The sequence below is a fragment of the Nitrosospira multiformis genome, assembly GCF_900103165.1.
In the GTDB taxonomy this organism is placed as follows: domain Bacteria; phylum Pseudomonadota; class Gammaproteobacteria; order Burkholderiales; family Nitrosomonadaceae; genus Nitrosospira; species Nitrosospira multiformis_D.
In genome coordinates this window covers 1,236,587-1,255,231 of the sequence record NZ_FNKY01000001.1, presented here as the reverse complement: position 1 = coordinate 1,255,231, position 18,645 = coordinate 1,236,587, and the positions used below count along the sequence as shown (strand labels likewise).

Here is an 18,645-nt window from a genome sequence, read left to right as displayed (position 1 = left end):
AACTTAATGTTCGTGACCATGATCTCCATGAACGTGGCCGTGAGACAACTCCTCCGCAGTCGCAGGCCGTACCGAGACAACCGTACAGTCAAAACGCAGAGCCTTACCGGCCAATGGATGGTTGCCGTCCACAACGACTTTGTCATCGGCGATATCGGTTACGGTAAATATCAAGACATCGTCGGAGTCTTCTTCGCCGCCTTCAAACTGCATTCCCACCACAATATTGTCGGGAAATGCATCGCGCGGCTCCACTCGCACCAATTGACTATCGTATTCACCAAAGGTATTTTCCGGCTCCATATAAACAGAGCAACTGTAACCCGCCTCCTTGCTATGCAATTCCTCTTCCACCATTGGAAAGATCCCGTCATAACCACCGTGCAAATAGGTGATCGGTGAGTCGGTTTTTTCCATAACCTCACCGGTCGAATCAAGAAGCTCATAGGTGAGGGATACCACCGTGTCTTTTTCAATGCGCATATTATTCAGGTCTGTGATTTAAGTTACTGCAATCGGTACGCGTGCAATCGCTTCTTGCACCCGCGCTTCAAGTACCCGCTGGCTCGCCCGTTCGCTATGTACCTCAAGCATGTTGGCGATAGTGAATATTATATTAGTAATATGAAACGAAATAAGGTTCCTTCTCAAACAAGAGACTAAATTTTCGCCTGTTGAGCTTTACCATTTATTATCAACTCCCTGACCGGCGCAAAACTATGACGATGGACCGCCGATGCCCCGTGGACCCGCAAGGCCGCAATGTGTTCCTTGGTGGAATATCCTTTATGGCGATCAAAGCCATAGTGGGGAAAGCGCTGGTGCAATGCCACCATTTCAGCATCGCGCGCCGTCTTGGCAAGAATCGATGCAGCCGAAATTTCCGGTATCAGACTATCGCCCCTGATAATTGTGGTGACGGGACACGTCAGACGAGGACTATGATTCCCATCCACCAATACTCTACCAGGAATAAATGACAGGCCTTCCACCGCGCGTTTCATGGCAAGCAGGCTTGCCTGCAGAATATTTAGCCGGTCGATTTCGTTAACGGATGCGAAACCAATAGCCCAGGCCACCGAATAGGTTTTAATGGCAATGGTCAGCCTGTTGCGCTGACTTTCACTGAGTGTTTTTGAATCCGCCAAACCCTCTATTCTATGGTCCGGATTAAGTACCACGCAGGCGGCGAACACCGGCCCTGCTAATGGCCCTCTGCCAGCCTCGTCCACGCCGCAAACCCGGTTGATCCCTTCAGCTGGCATTTCTCACAATCCCCAATTCTCGGTCGGTGACGATAAAGGAACCGGCCAGTGCCAACTGGCTGCGATCCCGCGCACTCAAGCGGACGATAAGGCTCGTCCAGGTATATCCGGTATATCCGCTACGGCTCCTTGCTTCGCACCGTGCACATCAACTCAGCCTCGGTAACAATACGGCCATCCACTTCCGCCTGGGCGGAATACTTCCAGATACCGATTCGCTGCCGCTCTATCGTCGCCTTGAGTATCAATTGGTCACCCGCCTGGACCGGTTGCTTGAAACGGGCCCTGTCTATGCCGACAAAATAATATATCGAATTTTCATCGACTTTCACATTCATCGTCTTGAGCGTCAGGATCGCCGCAGCCTGCGCCAGCGCTTCGATAATCAGCACGCCTGGCATAACCGGATGGTGGGGAAAATGACCGCCAAAGAAGGGCTCGTTAATCGTCACGTTCTTGAGTGCAACTATGTTCTTCCCTGGCTCACAGGAGAGAACGCGATCCACCAGAAGAAACGGATAGCGATGAGGCAGGTATTGCAGAATTTCATGGATATTCATAATCTTAAATCCGGTAGTTGGACGGGGTGGGGGTATTCGGTTGTCGGGACAAGACGCAACGTGCAACGGCACAAACTTTCAAACTCTCTTCCCTATGGATGGGTGATGGCTGACACCGTCGCGACAGCACCGGCTGGAAAAAAATTGACTGCTATTTGTCTGCCAGCGCTTTGATAACCTTCTCGGTAATGTCCATGCGCTGACTGCGGTAAACCAGATCCCGCAAGGGCAATATCAAGTCATACTTTTCCGTTTCCGCGATAATTTGAATTGCTTTACTGGCGCTCAGTTGCAGCGTGGCAACTTCGTCATTCTGACGCAAACTCAGGTCCTCGCGCATCTGCCGCTGGGCCCGCTGATGTTCTCGATTGAGCGTGGCGAGATCGCGCTCTTTGTTACGCCGATCCGCCTCCGGCATGGCCTTACCTTCTGTTTCCAGAAGCTCCTGAAGAATTTTCGCCTGTGATGCCATCTTCTTGATTTCCTGGTCGCGCGGCAGGAATTCCTTTTCTATCTTCTTCAACGCCCTGACCGCAGGTGCCGATTCAGCCAGTATTCTCTCGGTATCGACCACACCAATCTTGATATCATCCGCATGGGCGTCAAAGAATCCGCTGGCGAAAACGATAGTCATGCATGCCGCCGTCAAAGTTCGCCGCCATTGAACCTTATGCTTCAATTTTGTCTCCTGCTTATCCGTTTAATTAGAACTGCTGTCCAAATTGAAACTGGAACCGCTGCAAGTTATCCCCGGGTTGGTTATTTATCGGTTGGGCGATACTGACTTTAAGCGGCCCCATCGGAGAAATCCAGGTAACCGCAATTCCCGTGGAATAACGCAGCCCTTCCGCCTGAGGTATCTGGCCGTCAGGACCCCATACGGTGCCGCCGTCCAAGAACGCGCTCAGGCGCACTGATCTGTCGTTCCGCATGCCAGGCATCGGAAACAGTATTTCAACACTGCCCACTGCGCGCTTATTACCTCCCAGCGTTCTGTTATTGGCATCACGAGGACCTAACGAGCTGATGTTGTAGCCACGCACCGAAGTATTGCCGCCGGCAAAGAAATTCTTGAAAAAAGGAAGATCTTTTCCGTTGTAGCCATCACCGTATCCAAGTTCCCCGTGCAACAAGAGGGTAAAAATATTGGTGAGTGGATAATACCACTTGAGTTGATAATCCAATTTGTAATAGGTCAGGTCGCCGCCCGGCAAACCCGTTTCTGCAAATACCCGCTGAGTGGTACCCGAGGTGGTCCAGATGGCGCTGTCGCGGCCATCGCGCCGCCAGCTCAGAGTCAACGGTATGTTGATGGTGCTGCTTCCGAATTTTTCCACAAAATCGATATTACGTTGCGGGCTGTTAGGACCCAGATCGATTTTCGTATTTTCGATACCAAGACCGGTCATGATACTGTCATTCTCATTCAGCGGAATGCCAAAACGCAGGCCAGCTCCTGTGGTATCGGTATTAAAAGTACTTACCGAGGATAGCGAACGTGTATTGAGCACCCGCTTGTAAATATCAAACCCCCCGGTTATCCCGTGACGCGTAAAATAAGGATCCGTGTAGGAGAGCGAGTAGGTCTTGTTTACGCTGCCGGTATTGACCATGAGGTTGACGAATTTTCCGGTTCCGAATATGTTGTCCTGGGCAACGGAACCGCTTAGTATCAAGCCTTCCATATTGGAGTAACCCGCTCCGAACATGACGGCGCCCGTTGCCTTTTCCTTGACCTCGACGTTTACATCGATCTGATCGGTGGCATTGGGAACAGCCGGCGTTTCTATGTTGACAGCATTAAAATAATTCAATCTGTCAACGCGTAGCTTGGATTGGTTGATTTTGGAGGTTGAATACCACCCTCCTTCGAATTGACGCATTTCCCGTCGAATCACCTCATCCCGTGTGCGATTGTTACCTGTTATATTGATACGTCTCACGTAAACGCGGCGGCCCGGATCAATAAAAAAAGTAAACGCCACCTCGTGTTTTTCTTGATCCAGTTGCGGTGACGCATTGACATTTGCAAACGCGTAACCATCATCACCCAGCCGGTCGGTAATGAGCTTGACGGATTCGGTCAGCTTTTCCCTTGCAAATACGCTACCCGGCGCCAATTTTATGAACTTGCGCAATTCATCTTCCGGCAACAGCATTTCGCCGGCGAGCTTAATCTCGGAAACTGTGTATTTATTACCCTCGACGATATTTATCGTAATGTAAATATCCTGCATATCGGAGGTAATGGATACCTGGGTCGATTCGATGTTGAATTCCAGATAGCCGCGATTGAGATAAAAAGAGCGCAGAGACTCCAAATCGGCCCCCAGCTTCTGTTTCGAATACTGATCTTCCTTGGTGAACCAAGTCAGCAAGCCAGGCGTTCGCAGCACGATCGCGTCCAGCAACTCCTTTTCCTTGAAATTTTTATTGCCGACAATATTGATCTTGCGGATCTTGGCGGTTTTTCCTTCATCCACGTCAAAGTTGATACCTATACGATTACGGTCAAGTGGAGTGGTCGTGGTGGTGATCTTGACGCCATATTTCCCGCGGCTGAGGTATTGTTGCTTTAATTCCTGCTCGGCCTTATCCAGCATCGAGCGGTCAAAGATGCGTGATTCCGCCAGACCTGCCTGTTTCAACCCTTCTTTCAGCTTATCCTTCTCGAACTCCTTGGCACCGACAATAGTAATCTGAGCAATAGCCGGACGTTCTTCCACCACTACAAGCAGAACACCATTGTCCGATTCCAGTCGAACATCCTTGAAGAAACCGGTCGCATAGAGTGTCTTGATGGCGGTTGCGGCCTTTTCATCGTCAAGTGTATCGCCCACCTTAACCGGCAAATAACTGAACACCGTTCCCGCTTCAGTGCGTTGTATGCCTTCCACCCGTATATCCTTGACTACGAATGGCTCAAGAGCCCATGAAACCGAAGCGCAACATGCAGAAACAAGCGCCACGAGATATTTGACTTTCATACTTGACATTCATGCTTTAACTGGAGATGAGCCGACTGACATCGTTATATATGGCAAAAGCCATCAGGGTAAATAACAGCGCCATCCCTACCTGCTGACCAATCTCCGTAGCTCTGACAGAAAGCGGACTGCCCTTGACGATTTCGACGACATAATACATTAAATGGCCTCCATCCAGTATGGGAATAGGTAACAAATTCAACACCCCCAGACTGATACTGATGAGCGCAAGAAAGCCAAGATAAGACGCAAGTCCCATTTGGGCCGACTTACCGGCATAGTCGGCGATGGTAATAGGCCCGCTCACATTCTTCCACGATACTTCTCCGACCACCATTTTCCAGAGCATCTGGAGCGTAAACACCGACATTTCCCAGGTTTTATGCACAGCCTTGATTAAGGCCGGTCCGGCTGGATAGCTGACCTTTATCAGCAGTTTTTCCAATTCATCCTGATCGATTTTCGGTCCAATGCCGATTCTGCCGATTTTTTCTCCGTTTTCGGTGGTAGTATCGGGAACAACTTCTATATTGGTGATTCTGTTGTTACGTTGAATTTCCAGCGCCAACGGCACTCCCGGGCTGGTTCGTATCCTTTGCACCACTTCCTCCCAGAGCGTGGTCTTCGACCCATTCACCGACACGATCTCATCACCCGGCAGCAAGCCGGCGCGACTACCCGCGCTGTCCGCAGTGACCTTCGCAATAATGGGCTTTATTGCCGGTTGATAACTGCTCAGACCGATCTTTCGCAAAAAATCCCCATCCAGGTCGCCGGACTGCATACTGCTCAAATCCAACTGCCGCGAAACGATCTCTCCGCTCCGGTCAATGACGTCGACGATTACGGCAGGAGATCTTTCCACCGCATGCGACAACAGCACCCAGCGAGCATCCTGCCAGGTAGCGACGGGTTCGGTTCCGATCTTTACTATCGTCTCCCCCCTCTCGAAAGCCGCAAACGCGGCGGGTGTCGCGGGAGCGATCGGCCCTACCACAGGTTTCATGCCACTGACGCCCAGCATGAATAGCACCCAGTACAATATGATCGCCAGCAAAAAATTCGCGACCGGCCCTGCCGCGACAATTGCGAACCGGTGTGCCACCGGTTTGCGGTTGAACGATCGCGTCAGATCCTCGGGCGCGACCTCACCTTCACGCTCATCGAGCATCTTGACGTAACCGCCCAGGGGAAGGGCAGCCACTACCCATTCGGTTTGATCATTTCCCCAGCGCTTCGTTAATAATGGCCGGCCGAAACCGATGGAAAAACGTAATACCTTCACTCCGCACCAGCGTGCCACCAGGTAATGGCCGAATTCGTGAAATACGATCAGCAACCCCAGGGCAACGACAAAAGCAATGATTGTGGAAAAAAAAGTCATACCCATGCAAAACGACAACGATCATGACACAAAAGAGATTTCGGTAAAGAGACGATCTGCATGGTCGTCTCATCAAAAAAGAGACTGAGCCCACGAAATCGGAAGGAAAAAATCAGGCGGGTAACAAGCAGAGAACGAAAAAGAACACGCCGGTTCGTTAATGATAAACCTGCGGTCCATTTACCGGGGGTACGGTAAGATCTCATTCCTCGCCCGGGCCGCTTCGCCGGCTCCAGGCCGGCGCGTAAAACGGCTGCCGGGCCCGTTCCGGAAGCCGATAAGCCAGGCACCTTATACCAGGCAAGCCAGCCATTCATGTGCGGCTTCACGCGCCGCGTCATCTGCCATCAGCACATCATTTAGCGTGGCGATGTCCTTGCGGCTTACCGCCTCCATAACGTGTTCAATCATGGCTGGAATCGCGGTAAATGGCATCCGGCACTTGAGAAAGGATTCTACCGCCACTTCGTTAGCGGCGTTAAGGATTGCCGGCGCACTGCCCCCGGCGGCCAGTGCTTGATATGCAAGCCTCAAACAGGGAAAGCGTTTGAAATCAGGAGCCTCAAAATCCAGCCGCGCTACTTTGAACATGTCCAGAGGAGCTACACCGGTCTCGATTCTCTCAGGAAAACCCAAGGCATGGGCAATCGGGGTGCGCATGTCGGGATTGCCAAGTTGTGCCAGTACCGAACCATCCACATATTCAACCATGGAATGAATGATGCTTTGCGGATGGATTACCACCTGAATCTGCTCAGGCGCCGCATCAAACAACCAGTGGGCTTCGATGACTTCAAGGCCCTTGTTCATCATAGTGGCGGAATCAACCGAAATCTTCTGTCCCATCACCCAATTGGGATGAGCACAAGCCTGCCCCGGCGTTACATCATCCAATGAGCTGAGTGATAATTGCCTGAATGGCCCGCCAGAGGCAGTCAGCAAAATACGGCGCACGCCGGCCGCACCCAGATCTCCAGAGAAATTCTGTGGTAATGACTGGAAGATGGCGTTATGTTCGCTGTCTATCGGCAGCAGTGTGGCACGATTCTGCTTAACGACATCCATGAAAATCCGCCCGGCCATCACCAGGGTTTCCTTGTTGGCAAGCAGTACATGCTTGCCCGCGCCGGCGGCGGCAAATGTGGGGCGTATGCCAGCGGCACCGACGATCGCCGCCATCACTGTATCCACCTCGGGCAGCGACGCCACCTTCTCCAGCGATTCAACACCGGATAGCACCTCGGTGACGAGTCCAGCCGTACGAATCTCCGACTTCAGCCATTCGGCGCTGACCGCATCCAGCATCACCGCGTAGCGTGGCTGGAAGTGACGGCATTGTTCCAGCATTTTTTTTGCGTTATTGTTGGCGGTAAGCGCAACAACATGAAACCGGCCGGGATGACGTGCGACCACATCCAGCGTATTCACGCCTATGGTGCCGGTAGAGCCAAGAATTGTGAGATGACGAGTGGCTATCATAGTTCGGATTGTAAAAATAAGAGTGCCAAAGCAGCTATCGGCAGAGTTGACGTGAGCGCATCGATGCGATCAAGTATACCACCGTGACCAGGTAAAATATTGCCGCTATCCTTAACTCCGGCATGACGTTTCATCAATGACTCGAACAGGTCACCGATAATGCCCATCAGGACAAGCACGAGCAACAACGGAACCAGTAATAACCCATGGGCTTTTTCTCCGGCGATATAACTCCACGCCACGGCGTAAAATGTGACCGCCACCAGTGCTCCTGCCACCCCTTCCCAAGTCTTGCCGGGGCTGATGCCAGGCGCAAGCTTGCGCTTTCCCCATGCACGCCCCGTAAAATACGCCGCGGTATCCGAAATCCAGACCGTAGCCATGAAACCTAGCAGGAGCAACGGGTCGATGGCCCGCAGCTGAAATAAGGCAAGGCAAGTGGGCAATAGCAATATCCAGCCTGTCAATGACAATAGAATTGGATTCCTGATGGAACGATTAGATTTCAGCAAACAGGGAGCGCCCAGCACCCAGAATACCGATGAGGCGACGTAAAACCAGAGAAATAACGGCGTGTAGGGATCGGACAAAACCGCGTCGCTCAATGTAAACAATAACTCTCCGCCTACTATTGCGGTAAGAAGCAGATAAGTGATGGAATATGTGAGAGAGAATTTTGCGAGCTTGCTCCATTCCCATGCGCCAGCCACTGTCAGGGCAAGCAGCAATATCGTCCAGAAAACCGCTGATAGGTAAAACAATGCCGCCAGAAACAGGAGCAACATGATGGCGGCGGTGAAAATCCGGGTCTTAAGCATGGAAGGGGTTAGGCAAAAACAGTGCCGGCCAACAATTTATTGAAACTTCATCATTCTTTCGGCGGCAATCTCGCTTAGCTCCTTGGTGGATGACGCTACCTGGAGCTGTTCACTGGTACGGCCAAAACGGCGCTCGCGTTGCTGATAGGATTGAATGGCCAGATTCAATGCCCGCGTATCAAAATCCGGCCATAAGGTATCGGTAAAATACAGCTCCGTGTAGGCGAGTTGCCATAACAGAAAGTTGCTAATGCGTTTTTCCCCGCCAGTGCGAATAAACAGGTCGGGTTCCGGAGCATAGTTCAACGCAAAATACTGCATCAAATCCTTTTCTTCGAAACAAGCCGCCAATTCCGGATGTTGCTCCAGCATCTTGCGAACAGCTTGCATGATATCCCAGCGGCCACCGTAGTTGGCCGCGATGGTGAGTGTAAAGCGTGTATTGTTCGCGGTCAGCGCTTCCCCATTACGAATAAACTCGACTATTTTTGGTTCGAATTTTGACAGATCGCCAATTACTTTAAAGCGAATACCGTTCTCATGCAGTTTGACAACCTCTTGTTCCAGCACAGTGATAAAAAGTTGCATGAGGAATGTGACTTCATCCGCCGGCCGGCGCCAGTTCTCGCTGCTGAAGGCGAACAAAGTGAGATATTCCACACCGTGATCGACACAAGCCTTGATCGCAGTCCGCACTGTCTCAACTCCACGTTTATGCCCCGCCACGCGAGGCATAAAACGCTTTTTCGCCCAACGGCCGTTGCCATCCATGATAATGGCGATATGCCGGGGAATCATGCCGGCTTCAGGTATTTCTCGCGTTGAGCTGGTGGTAAGGGGCATGGGGAAACACAATGAGTTAGGGATATCTCAAAATCCCGAATTTCAAATACTCGGTTTCGCGGATTGCGTGCTTACCCTGCGGTGTGGCAATACTTCGTGGTCTCAAATCGCCATTAATTCCGCTTCCTTGGTCTGCAGCAGCTTGTCTATCTCTGCGATGTGACGATCCGTAAGCTTCTGAATTTCATCCTGTCCACGGCGCTCGTCATCTTCGGCGATCTTCTTTTCCTTGAGTAAATCCTTCAAATGGGCATTTGCATCACGCCGAATATTGCGCATTGCTACTCTCGCGGTTTCAGCCTCGTGCTTCACTATCTTGGTGAGGTCGCGGCGGCGTTCCTCGGTAAGTGACGGCATGGGAACACGGATTATTTCACCGACGGTTACAGGATTCAACCCCAGATCGGAATTCCGGATTGCCTTTTCAATTGCACTCAACATCTTCTTTTCCCAAGGGGAAACAGTGATAGTACGGGCATCCGCCAAATTGACGCTGGCTACCTGACCAATGAGCGTGGGGGTACCATAATAATCGACTGTAATGTGGTCGAGCAAACCTGTATGAGCCCGGCCGGTTCGCACTTTGCCCAGATCCAGTTTCAATGCTTCAAGGCTTTTTAGCATTTTTTGTTCAGCTGATTTCTTGATATCGGCGATCATGATATTTGTCAATTACGGTAAGGACAAGAATACTTTCTTTTGTCAGGGATCTTGAATAAATTCAAACCCGCACCAGCGTCCCCTCATCTTCACCCATCACTACCCGTTTCAATGCTCCCGCCTTGAAGATGCTGAATACATTGAGCGGCAACTTCTGATCGCGGCAAAGAGTCAGGGCAGTGGCATCCATCACCTTCAGGTTCTGAGAGATTGCTTCGTCAAACGACAGGTTTTGGTAACGTATGGCGCGAGGGTCTGTCTTTGGATCGCTGGTATATACACCATCCACTTTGGTGGCCTTGAGCACGATATCCACGTTCATTTCCATTCCACGTAACGCGGCAGCAGTATCGGTAGTAAAGAAGGGATTGCCGGTACCGGCAACAAAAATTACCACCTTTCCTTCTTCCAGATAGCGCATTGCCTTGCCGCGAATATAGGGCTCCACCACTTGATCAATACGCAACGCGGACTGCACCCGGCTTACCAGGCCGGCACGGCGCATGGCATCCTGAAGTGCCAGGCCATTCATGACCGTAGCCAGCATACCCATGTAATCCGCATTGGCACGATCCATCCCATCTCCCGCCGATGTCATACCGCGAAAAATGTTGCCTCCGCCGATAACCACTGCGATCTGGACACCCAACCGGCTCACATCCGCGATTTCTGCGACAATTCGCTCAATGATGGTGCGATTGATGCCATAGCTGTCCTCACCCATCAGGGCCTCACCGGAGAGCTTCAGCAGAATACGCTTATAGACGGTACTCGTCATGAACATCTTTAGTTTGTCTGTGAGGCCTGATCTTCTTTCATTTGGCTCACCTGAGCCATCACCTCGGCGGCGAAATCTCCAGACTTCTTTTCAATACCTTCCCCCACGACGAACAGGGTAAAGCCATTAACGGTGGCTGATTTAGCTGCAAGCAGTTTTTCCACGGTCTGATCCGCGTCCTTGACGAAGGGCTGGCCGAGCAACGTCACTTCAGCAAGGTATTTGGCAATACGTCCATCCACCATTCTTGCGACGATATCAGCGGACTTGCCACTCTCCGCCGCTTGCGCAGTATAGATCTGCCGTTCACGCACCAGCAATTCGGGTGAAACCTGTTCACGCGAAACGCAAATAGGCTTGCTCGCCGCAATATGCATGGCCAGGTCCTTGCCCAATGTTTCGTCACCGCCTGTATAATCGACCATTACACCGATTTTTGTGCCGTGCAGATATGAAACCAGGCGGCCATCCGCCACATATCGTACGAAACGGCGTACGTTGATGTTTTCACCCAGTTTCATTACCAGCGCTTTTCGGAAGTCATCCACATTTTCACCGCCCGGCAATGAGGCGCCTGCCAGCGCCGCCGTATCCGCGACGCCGCTCCCGGCCACCAATTGTGCCAGGCCACGGGCAAAATTGATAAAATCTTCATTCCTGGCAACAAAGTCGGTCTCGCAATTGATTTCCACCAAAGCGCCGCGCTTGCCGTCAGGCGCAATATACGCCGCCACCATTCCTTCCGCCGCAATGCGTCCGGCCGCTTTGCTTGCCTTGGCGCCACTTTTGATCCGCAGCAAATCTTCCGCTGCTTTCATGTCGCCACTGGTTTCAGTCAGAGCCTTTTTGCACTCCATCATGCCCAGGCCGGTCATGTCGCGTAATTCCTTTACCATTTGTGCGGTAATGTCCGCCATACTCGCTCCAAATACAAAATTAATTAAAGCCGCAGCCCATTCACATACCGGCAGCCATCTTGAAATCAGCACTGCCGGCACGCTGCTCGCAATTCATAGCCTAAGCTGATTGCTATTCCGCGGCTGTTGTCTCGTCCGTCTCCACAAATTCGTTTGTGATGATTTCCTGAACAATCTGGTTGCGTCCTTCCAGAATCGCATCAGCCACCCCTCGTGCATACAGGCGTATGGCCTGGCTGGAATCGTCATTGCCGGGAATTATGTAATCCAATCCCTCGGGACTGTGGTTGGTATCAACAACACCCACCATGGGGATACCCAATTTTTTGGCTTCGGTGATTGCGCCTTTCTGATAACCCACATCAATTACGAACATGGCATCGGGGATTCCCTTCATATCCTTGATGCCACCCAGGCTACGATTGAGTTTCTCCAGTTCGCGCTGAATATCCAGCGCTTCTTTTTTGGAAAGTTTATCTAGCGTGCCGTCCTCCACCATCGCTTCCATATCATGCAGGCGCTTGACGGATTGTTTTATCGTCTTGAAATTGGTCAGCATCCCGCCGAGCCAGCGCTGATCGACATAGGGGGCTCCGCAGCGGAGTGCTTCCTCTCGTACGATGTCCCGCGCCTGACGCTTGGTGCCGACGAAAAGGATGGTTCCCTTGTTGGCGGATAGCTGACGCACGTATTTCATCGCATCTTGGTACATCGCCAGGGTTTTTTCCAGATTAATGATGTGTATCTTGTTACGATGGCCGAAAATATACTGAGCCATTCTGGGATTCCAGAAACGGGTCTGATGTCCAAAATGAACGCCCGCTTCCAGCATTTGCCGCATGGTTACTGACATGAACTTCTCCTTTGGGTTGAGCCTCTACCCGCCATAGTCGCTCTATAAGAGAGCACCCTTGGAATAGGCAGGTATGTGAATTTAATCTGGGATTTAAGCTGAACCCGGAATGGGATAAGCGACGCAAAGCCAGATTAGCGCGGCATTATAGCATTGTTGCGGGGTTCACTCAATTTGAACCTGAGGAAATCAGAACATGCACTCTCGGAACTCTAAAATGCCTTTCTTCCATCAATCGACCCGGCTTATCGATTGCAACGGATCTAACGTGTATAGTAACGAAATACAGATGAGGTAATCGAATCCATACAAATCGATTTGATTATCCTGAATCCGGCAGTTGACCGCTCATTTAATAGATCAGTGTTGTGATTAATAACAATATTTCGTATTATTTTACGCTCACCTTCTGGGTGAGTTCGCTACAGGGCAGATTGCACGGTTTTTACGGCGCATGGCAGTGTTGCAACTCCTTGGAATGGAATGACCATTCCGCGTCGTTGCGCCTTGCCCTGCACCCCAAAAACCGCACACTCCGCCCCGTCCAACTGCCGGATTCAGGATTATGTGTGTCAACGTACATACCGGAATTGCCAATTGCGGGAAACTGGTGTCTCATGCTGATATACAGCATACTTTCTATTACAAAAAGGAGTTAACCATGGCAACCAATACTTCCAGGACCAAAGCGGATGAAGCACAAGCCGAGGTGAAGCATATGGCACAGCGGGCAGGTACGGCAGCATATAAGGTGGGAGACGCTGCCAGATCGGCTGGCAAGCGGGCGGGCGTCGTTGCCAGCGAGGAATTGGCCCATCTCCGTGCCGATCTGAGCGATCTGATCTCCCGTCTCTCCAGTTTATCGGAAACCGAAGTGGAAGAAGCCAAGGAAAAGCTGCTGGAAAAAATTGCTTCCACCAGGGAAGCGGCGACCGAGATGGCGAATGACGCCCGCGAGCAGTTCGATCATGGCGTTGAGTATTCCAAGGACTACGTGAAAGAGCATCCCATGCAATCGGTCGGTTATGCGGCATTCGCGGGCTTTCTGCTCGGCGTGTTGATTACGCGTCGCTAATTTCTCCTGGTGCCCCGGCACGTCAGTCGAGACAAAATCGCCATGTTTGAGACCATCAGGAAAGCCAGGCGCCTAGCCGCCATTGCGCTGGAACGTGTCGACGATTACCTTGAATTGATAAGAATATCCGTTGAGATTCAAGGACAGAGCTTGAAAAAACGGATAATCAGCTTTGTGATAGTGACGCTTTTCGCTGCCTTGAGCCTGATTTTTTTGGGCTTGGCCATCATAATTACTTGCTGGGATACACCTTATCGAGCGGCCGCCGCATGGGGAGTAATGGCCTGTTATGCCTTGATCGCCTTCGTGGCTTATATGGGCAGTCAAGATAAGACACGTCCTGCTTCCACCTTTGATACCCTGCGTGACGAAATACGGCAGGATGTCAAGCTGATGAAGGATGTGGTATGAGCGCTTCCCTCGAAGACGAGAGAAAAATACTGCTGGATCGGATGCATGCCAGCCGGGATGTCTATCGGTCCACATTCAGCCATCCGGATGAGAATATTCCCGCCGATACCTTGGACGCATTCCCGCGCAGCCATACGTTCAAGTTTTTAACGCGCCACCCCTATTCCGCTGCTTTGGGCCTGGTGGCCGTGCTGGCGATAATGCCGCGCGGCTCCTTACGCAAAGCGGCAAGAGGCGGCGCCGGCATTACGGCAGGACTACTGGGCAACAAGGCCAGAACATTGATGATACGGCAGGTACTGCCCTCAGTGGTACATTTGTTACGCTCGCACAACCCGCGCTCGCGGGAACGCCTTCCATGATGCGAGCCGCGTAGTACAGTTTAAGCACACCATGGAAATGTAATATCCTGAAATATATCGTCTCAGGCCTTTTTCGGGAGAACTATCATGGGTAAATATTTTCTCGCCTGGATTTTAGGCGTACCTGCGTCAGTTTTAATAATAATCTACCTTTTGATGAATTGAGCGCTGCTTATCCATATCCCTTACGGTAATTATTCAGGAGATGCAATGAATCACTTCCCGGCGTTCCAAAAGAAAACAGTACAATTATCGGCAATATTAATTGTCGGTATCTCTTCTCTGGCTCATGCGGAAACGTCTGTGGGACCCAAAGAAAAAAATACGAGCCCGCCCTGGGAATTATACGATACGGACAAGGACGGCTACATAAGCGCGAAAGAAGCGGAGGAGCAAAATATGCCCGCCAGGATTTTCAAGAGTCTGGATATTGACCGGGATGGCAGATTGAACAAAGACGAGTTCAGCGCGACACCGCCCATTCAGCCGGACTAACAAAGAGAGTTTCTTTAAATCTTTTTCTTCCACGTCATTCTTTCTCCACCGCATTGCCGGTTCCACAGACCGGAATCTGGTCTTGATTCTCTCGTGTAAATCATAATCGGGTCATTGCGCCCGCGGCCCTTCATACCAGTGCTGATTACAAGAAAAAGTACTTGGCTCTCCAGCTCAAGCACGTTTTGTCTATGCGCGATCCAGGGTATTTCCGCTACAATTACGCGCATGAATTCCACATATGCAACACTGGCGTCAGAAAAAACCGCGGATGACGCAAATGAGGCAAGCGGCAATATTTTCCTGGTGGGTATGATGGGCGCGGGGAAAACTACCATCGGCAAGTTACTGGCTCACTTTCTGGACAAAACTTTTTTTGACTCGGATCGGGAGATTCAGAAACGCACTGGGGTCAGCATCCCGGTAATATTTGAAATTGAAGGAGAAGCTGGTTTCCGCAAGCGTGAAACCGAAATGTTAGCGGAACTGCTGAAAAGCGAAAATATCGTGCTTGCCACAGGGGGCGGCGCAGTGCTGAATATCGAAAACCGTGAGATGTTAAAGCGCGGCGGCACGGTAATTTATCTGAGGGCGACAGTGGATGACTTGTGGCGGCGCACCCGGCAGGACAAAAATCGGCCATTACTTCAAACTTCAGATCCTCGCCGGAAATTGGCCGAACTTTATGCCCAGCGTGACCCGCTTTACCGGGAGACAGCACATATCATTGTCGAGAGCGGGAAACGAAGCGCCCGTCATCTGGCCCAATTGTTAGCACAGCAACTGGCCTGTTCTGATTTGATAATGGATAAAAAACAAATTAGCCAGAACGGCTGACTATTTCTGGCGGAGATCTTTTCCCTACTCGTCCATGGGTGCCTGATCCGGAAACAAAACGTCGGTAAAGCCGAATGTACGAAAGTCCGTGATTCGCATGGGGTAGAGGATGCCCTGCAGGTGATCGCATTCATGTTGCACAACACGGGCGTGAAATCCGTCAACCTCGCGATCGATGGATCCGCCATATTGATCCAGGCCCCGGTAGCGAAGTCTGGTAAAGCGTGGCACCATACCACGCATACCGGGTACGCTCAGGCAGCCCTCCCAATCCTGTTCCATTTCTTGCGTGAGAGGTGCCACCTCGGGATTTATCAGCACGGTATAAGGCACTTCTTCCGCATCGGGATAACGTGGATTGCGCTTCACGCCGAATATCACGACTTGAAGGCTGATTCCAATCTGCGGTGCGGCAAGCCCCGCGCCATTCAGCGCTTCCATCGTGTCATGCATGTCCTGAATGAGTTCGTTGAGTTCGGGTGTGCCGAATTTCTTCACTTTGCCGGCCACTTCCAGCAAACGTGGATCACCCATTCTCAATACTGGTTTAATCGACATCGAGCTCTACCACCCATTCGAGAATATTTCTGACACCTACCATCGCTTTTTCCAGAACAGCATGAGCGTCCTCCAGACGGATGGCATGAGCACTCGTTGCACGACCTGCGGCATAATTTGCCACGACTGCGATAGTCGCATAGCAGAGACCTAGTTCTTTTGCCAATGCCGCTTCCGGCATGCCGGTCATACCCACCATGTCAACTCCGTCCCGCTCCAACCGGTTGATTTCCGCGGCGGTTTCCAGACGTGGCCCCTGGGTGGCGCCATAGACACCACCGTCGATAACTTTTTCATTTGCCCGTTTTGCCGCTTCCAGCAGGCTTCTCCGCGTTATCGGGCAATAAGGCTCGGTAAAATCAATATGGGTAACGGGCCTGTCTGTACCGTCATAATAAGTATACTTGCGGCTATGGGTGTAATCAATTATCTGGTCCGGAATAGCGGCCGTACCAGGCGTGAAATCAGCGTGAATCCCGCCCACCGACGCAACAGATATCACTCGGGAAAGGTTCAATGATTGTAACGCCCACAGATTGGCACGGTAATTCACTGCATGCGGCGGGATAGTGTGGCCATAGCCATGGCGCGCAAGGAATACCACCTCATGATCATTGATTTTTCCAAAAGTCAACGGACCGGATGGTTCGCCATAGGGGGTTCTCATAATCTGTCGATGCGATATTTCCAGGCAGGCGAGTTGGGCCATACCGGTGCCACCTATGATTGCAAGCATACTTTCAGAAGCCAATTGTGAAGAAAATACGGGTATCAGGAAACCGCGAAAAACTCAAACTTTCAAACCCGGAATATGGGTTCAAATAATATTAAATATTACTATTAATCATAATACTATCTACCAGAATGAGCGTTTAATCACCGGATTCAGGTTCAATCCTTCAATGCATAAATCGCCGGCAAATTTCTCCATGCGCCGTGGATATCCATTCCAAAACCAAATGCATAGCGATTTGGCAATACGACCCCCACAAAATCCGCATTGATCGGCTTGGGTTTGTCGAGATCCTTCTCGGCAAAAACCGCGCTGTAAAATGCTGCCGCATCATGACTCATGATCCAGTCGCGGATCGCCGCAAGCGTAATTCCTTCATCGAGAACGTCATCCAGAACCAGCACCACTCTATCTCGCACATTTTCATGAGGAGTCACCTTCCAGCTGATTTTGCCACCCCGGATTTCATTATCATAGCGGCTGACGTGCAGATAATCGAAATTAAGCGGAAATTCCAGGAGCGGCAACAGTTGTCCAGTAAATACCACCGCACCCCCCATTACACTTAACACCAATGGATATTTTCCCGACAGCTGCATAGTGATATCCGCTGCCATGCGCCGGACGGTCCGTGATACGTCGGCAGCGGAATATATCTGCTCCGCTGCGCCGAGTATTCTCGTGGCTTCTTCGGAAGATAACATCAATACGATACCAGGCAAAACGACAGGAGGCCTGCAATCATGCAGAGGGATTGCGACGGCCGTACGTATCCAGATATTGCGCAAACTCCCTGCCTACTCCGGGATGCGTAAGCGCCAGCGCGATAGTCGCCTTGAGATAACCTATCTTGGTTCCACAGTCATAACGGATTCCGGAGAATTCGTAAGCAAGCGCCCGTTCTTCCTGTAACAGCGACGCTATGCCGTCAGTCAACTGAATTTCTCCACCTGCACCCGGTTCGATTTGTTCCAGATGATTAAAGATTTTCGGCGTGAGAATATAACGGCCCACCACGCCCAGGGTCGAGGGTGCTTTTTCAGGTGCAGGTTTTTCCACCATACCTGTAATAGGATGAAGCCTATTCATTCCCGGCCCGCATCTCACGATACCGTAATTCACCGTGTCTGCCGGTTCGACATTTTGCACGGCCAGTATCGAACAGCCGTTTTGTTCATATACCCCGGTCATCTGCTGCATGATTGGCTCATCACCAACCAGCAAGTCGTCTGCCAGCAGCACCGCGAACGGCTCGTTACCCACCGCAGGACGCGCGCACAATACCGCATGGCCCAATCCCAGGGCTTCCGACTGCCGGATATAGATGCAGGAAATATTTTTCGGCAGAATGCTTCGCAGTATTTTCAGCGTCTCATGCCTGCCCCGTGCTTCCAGCTCCGTTTCCATTTCGTAAGCCTTATCGAAGTGATCTTCGATTGCGCGCTTGTTACGTCCCGTGATGAAAATCATTTCTGTAATGCCCGCCGCAATGGCTTCATCCACCGCATACTGAATCAGCGGTTTATCCACGATAGGCATCATTTCCTTGGGACTGGCCTTGGTGGCTGGCAGAAAACGGGTACCCATACCTGCTACGGGGAAAACGGCCTTGGTTATTTTTGGCATAAGC

At 51.2% G+C, this 18,645-nt stretch carries 22 protein-coding genes; 5 read left to right on the top strand and 17 right to left on the bottom strand.

The features are described from left to right. Positions 1–3: 3 nt before the first annotated feature. The 13 genes from BLR00_RS05625 to rpsB all read right to left on the bottom strand — a co-directional run bounded on the left by BLR00_RS05625 (position 4) and on the right by rpsB (position 12,544). A complete protein-coding gene (locus BLR00_RS05625; RefSeq protein WP_074631374.1) occupies positions 4–483 on the bottom strand; it encodes an FKBP-type peptidyl-prolyl cis-trans isomerase in 480 nt (159 codons plus the stop codon). 176 nt (positions 484–659) lie between these two features. Continuing rightward, positions 660–1,265: a ribonuclease HII gene (gene rnhB / locus BLR00_RS05620; RefSeq protein WP_074631371.1), complete on the bottom strand. Its 606-nt coding sequence runs from the start codon at positions 1,263–1,265 to the stop codon at positions 660–662. Between the two features lie 119 nt (positions 1,266–1,384). Next, a complete protein-coding gene (gene fabZ, locus BLR00_RS05615; RefSeq protein ID WP_074631369.1) occupies positions 1,385–1,825 on the bottom strand; it encodes a 3-hydroxyacyl-ACP dehydratase FabZ in 441 nt (146 codons plus the stop codon). Positions 1,826–1,976: 151 nt separating this feature from the next. Continuing rightward, positions 1,977–2,504: an OmpH/Skp family outer membrane protein gene (locus BLR00_RS05610; RefSeq protein WP_081346654.1), complete on the bottom strand. Its 528-nt coding sequence runs from the start codon at positions 2,502–2,504 to the stop codon at positions 1,977–1,979. Positions 2,505–2,529: 25 nt separating this feature from the next. Next, entirely contained in the window at positions 2,530–4,812 is a 2,283-nt protein-coding gene (gene bamA, locus BLR00_RS05605; protein WP_074631366.1) for an outer membrane protein assembly factor BamA, read from the bottom strand. A gap of 16 nt (positions 4,813–4,828) precedes the next feature. After that, on the bottom strand, positions 4,829–6,196 hold the full coding sequence (gene rseP, locus BLR00_RS05600; RefSeq protein WP_074634154.1) for an RIP metalloprotease RseP: 1,368 nt from the start codon (positions 6,194–6,196) through the stop codon (positions 4,829–4,831). A gap of 291 nt (positions 6,197–6,487) precedes the next feature. Next, positions 6,488–7,675: a 1-deoxy-D-xylulose-5-phosphate reductoisomerase gene (gene ispC, locus BLR00_RS05595; RefSeq protein ID WP_074631363.1), complete on the bottom strand. Its 1,188-nt coding sequence runs from the start codon at positions 7,673–7,675 to the stop codon at positions 6,488–6,490. Further along, positions 7,672–8,493 (bottom strand): phosphatidate cytidylyltransferase, encoded by an 822-nt coding sequence (locus tag BLR00_RS05590; RefSeq protein WP_074631360.1) that lies wholly within the window; start codon positions 8,491–8,493, stop codon positions 7,672–7,674. The genes ispC and BLR00_RS05590 overlap by 4 nt, the downstream gene beginning before the upstream one ends. Positions 8,494–8,529: 36 nt before the next feature. Beyond that, positions 8,530–9,336 carry a polyprenyl diphosphate synthase gene (gene uppS, locus BLR00_RS05585; protein ID WP_074631358.1) on the bottom strand — a complete coding sequence of 269 codons (807 nt, stop codon included), beginning with the start codon at positions 9,334–9,336 and terminating at the stop codon, positions 8,530–8,532. Between the two features lie 102 nt (positions 9,337–9,438). After that, positions 9,439–9,996 (bottom strand): ribosome recycling factor, encoded by a 558-nt coding sequence (gene frr / locus BLR00_RS05580; protein WP_074631356.1) that lies wholly within the window; start codon positions 9,994–9,996, stop codon positions 9,439–9,441. A 61-nt stretch (positions 9,997–10,057) separates the two neighbouring features. After that, positions 10,058–10,774 carry a UMP kinase gene (gene pyrH, locus BLR00_RS05575; protein ID WP_074634153.1) on the bottom strand — a complete coding sequence of 239 codons (717 nt, stop codon included), beginning with the start codon at positions 10,772–10,774 and terminating at the stop codon, positions 10,058–10,060. Between the two features lie 8 nt (positions 10,775–10,782). Beyond that, on the bottom strand, positions 10,783–11,691 hold the full coding sequence (tsf, locus tag BLR00_RS05570) for a translation elongation factor Ts (RefSeq protein WP_074634152.1): 909 nt from the start codon (positions 11,689–11,691) through the stop codon (positions 10,783–10,785). A gap of 112 nt (positions 11,692–11,803) precedes the next feature. After that, positions 11,804–12,544: a 30S ribosomal protein S2 gene (gene rpsB / locus BLR00_RS05565; RefSeq protein WP_074631354.1), complete on the bottom strand. Its 741-nt coding sequence runs from the start codon at positions 12,542–12,544 to the stop codon at positions 11,804–11,806. 661 nt (positions 12,545–13,205) lie between these two features. Between rpsB and BLR00_RS05560 the strand changes: the two genes are divergently transcribed. The 5 genes from BLR00_RS05560 to BLR00_RS05535 all read left to right on the top strand — a co-directional run bounded on the left by BLR00_RS05560 (position 13,206) and on the right by BLR00_RS05535 (position 15,724). After that, positions 13,206–13,619 carry an ElaB/YgaM/YqjD family protein gene (locus BLR00_RS05560; RefSeq protein ID WP_074634151.1) on the top strand — a complete coding sequence of 138 codons (414 nt, stop codon included), beginning with the start codon at positions 13,206–13,208 and terminating at the stop codon, positions 13,617–13,619. 42 nt (positions 13,620–13,661) lie between these two features. Next, a complete protein-coding gene (locus BLR00_RS05555) occupies positions 13,662–14,030 on the top strand; it encodes a phage holin family protein (protein ID WP_074631352.1) in 369 nt (122 codons plus the stop codon). Further along, positions 14,027–14,392 (top strand): hypothetical protein, encoded by a 366-nt coding sequence (locus BLR00_RS05550; RefSeq protein ID WP_074631350.1) that lies wholly within the window; start codon positions 14,027–14,029, stop codon positions 14,390–14,392. The genes BLR00_RS05555 and BLR00_RS05550 overlap by 4 nt, the downstream gene beginning before the upstream one ends. Before the next feature lie 210 nt (positions 14,393–14,602). Then, the gene (locus BLR00_RS05545; RefSeq protein WP_074631348.1) at positions 14,603–14,887 is read left to right on the top strand and encodes an EF-hand domain-containing protein; all 285 of its coding nucleotides are present in this window, start codon (positions 14,603–14,605) and stop codon (positions 14,885–14,887) included. Positions 14,888–15,115: 228 nt separating this feature from the next. Beyond that, the gene (locus BLR00_RS05535; RefSeq protein WP_074631344.1) at positions 15,116–15,724 is read left to right on the top strand and encodes a shikimate kinase; all 609 of its coding nucleotides are present in this window, start codon (positions 15,116–15,118) and stop codon (positions 15,722–15,724) included. A gap of 24 nt (positions 15,725–15,748) precedes the next feature. On the opposite strand, the gene def is transcribed toward BLR00_RS05535, so the two are convergent. The 4 genes from def to galU form a co-directional block, all read right to left on the bottom strand. Next, positions 15,749–16,282: a peptide deformylase gene (gene def / locus BLR00_RS05530; protein ID WP_074631342.1), complete on the bottom strand. Its 534-nt coding sequence runs from the start codon at positions 16,280–16,282 to the stop codon at positions 15,749–15,751. After that, positions 16,272–17,018, bottom strand: a complete 747-nt coding sequence (locus tag BLR00_RS05525; RefSeq protein WP_074631340.1) for an S-methyl-5'-thioinosine phosphorylase — start codon at positions 17,016–17,018, stop codon at positions 16,272–16,274. The genes def and BLR00_RS05525 overlap by 11 nt, the downstream gene beginning before the upstream one ends. Before the next feature lie 155 nt (positions 17,019–17,173). Continuing rightward, positions 17,174–17,719 (bottom strand): hypoxanthine-guanine phosphoribosyltransferase, encoded by a 546-nt coding sequence (locus tag BLR00_RS05520; protein WP_074631339.1) that lies wholly within the window; start codon positions 17,717–17,719, stop codon positions 17,174–17,176. A 37-nt stretch (positions 17,720–17,756) separates the two neighbouring features. Next, complete coding sequence (gene galU, locus BLR00_RS05515; protein ID WP_074631335.1) at positions 17,757–18,641, bottom strand: UTP--glucose-1-phosphate uridylyltransferase GalU; 885 nt, start codon at positions 18,639–18,641, stop codon at positions 17,757–17,759. Positions 18,642–18,645: the final 4 nt, after the last annotated feature.

Excerpts from the sequence above, each read along its gene's own strand:
- BLR00_RS05625 (WP_074631374.1), bottom strand. The coding sequence starts at position 483 with ATGCGCATTGAAAAAGACACGGTGGTATCCCTCACCTATGAGCTTCTT.
- rnhB (WP_074631371.1), bottom strand. The coding sequence starts at position 1,265 with ATGCCAGCTGAAGGGATCAACCGGGTTTGCGGCGTGGACGAGGCTGGC.
- fabZ (WP_074631369.1), bottom strand. The coding sequence starts at position 1,825 with ATGAATATCCATGAAATTCTGCAATACCTGCCTCATCGCTATCCGTTT.
- bamA (WP_074631366.1), bottom strand. The coding sequence starts at position 4,812 with ATGAAAGTCAAATATCTCGTGGCGCTTGTTTCTGCATGTTGCGCTTCG.
- rseP (WP_074634154.1), bottom strand. The coding sequence starts at position 6,196 with ATGACTTTTTTTTCCACAATCATTGCTTTTGTCGTTGCCCTGGGGTTG.
- ispC (WP_074631363.1), bottom strand. The coding sequence starts at position 7,675 with ATGATAGCCACTCGTCATCTCACAATTCTTGGCTCTACCGGCACCATA.
- BLR00_RS05590 (WP_074631360.1), bottom strand. The coding sequence starts at position 8,493 with ATGCTTAAGACCCGGATTTTCACCGCCGCCATCATGTTGCTCCTGTTT.
- uppS (WP_074631358.1), bottom strand. The coding sequence starts at position 9,336 with ATGCCCCTTACCACCAGCTCAACGCGAGAAATACCTGAAGCCGGCATG.
- frr (WP_074631356.1), bottom strand. The coding sequence starts at position 9,996 with ATGATCGCCGATATCAAGAAATCAGCTGAACAAAAAATGCTAAAAAGC.
- pyrH (WP_074634153.1), bottom strand. The coding sequence starts at position 10,774 with ATGACGAGTACCGTCTATAAGCGTATTCTGCTGAAGCTCTCCGGTGAG.
- tsf (WP_074634152.1), bottom strand. The coding sequence starts at position 11,691 with ATGGCGGACATTACCGCACAAATGGTAAAGGAATTACGCGACATGACC.
- rpsB (WP_074631354.1), bottom strand. The coding sequence starts at position 12,544 with ATGTCAGTAACCATGCGGCAAATGCTGGAAGCGGGCGTTCATTTTGGA.
- BLR00_RS05560 (WP_074634151.1), top strand. The coding sequence starts at position 13,206 with ATGGCAACCAATACTTCCAGGACCAAAGCGGATGAAGCACAAGCCGAG.
- BLR00_RS05555 (WP_074631352.1), top strand. The coding sequence starts at position 13,662 with ATGTTTGAGACCATCAGGAAAGCCAGGCGCCTAGCCGCCATTGCGCTG.
- BLR00_RS05550 (WP_074631350.1), top strand. The coding sequence starts at position 14,027 with ATGAGCGCTTCCCTCGAAGACGAGAGAAAAATACTGCTGGATCGGATG.
- BLR00_RS05545 (WP_074631348.1), top strand. The coding sequence starts at position 14,603 with ATGAATCACTTCCCGGCGTTCCAAAAGAAAACAGTACAATTATCGGCA.
- BLR00_RS05535 (WP_074631344.1), top strand. The coding sequence starts at position 15,116 with ATGAATTCCACATATGCAACACTGGCGTCAGAAAAAACCGCGGATGAC.
- def (WP_074631342.1), bottom strand. The coding sequence starts at position 16,282 with ATGTCGATTAAACCAGTATTGAGAATGGGTGATCCACGTTTGCTGGAA.
- BLR00_RS05525 (WP_074631340.1), bottom strand. The coding sequence starts at position 17,018 with ATGCTTGCAATCATAGGTGGCACCGGTATGGCCCAACTCGCCTGCCTG.
- BLR00_RS05520 (WP_074631339.1), bottom strand. The coding sequence starts at position 17,719 with ATGTTATCTTCCGAAGAAGCCACGAGAATACTCGGCGCAGCGGAGCAG.
- galU (WP_074631335.1), bottom strand. The coding sequence starts at position 18,641 with ATGCCAAAAATAACCAAGGCCGTTTTCCCCGTAGCAGGTATGGGTACC.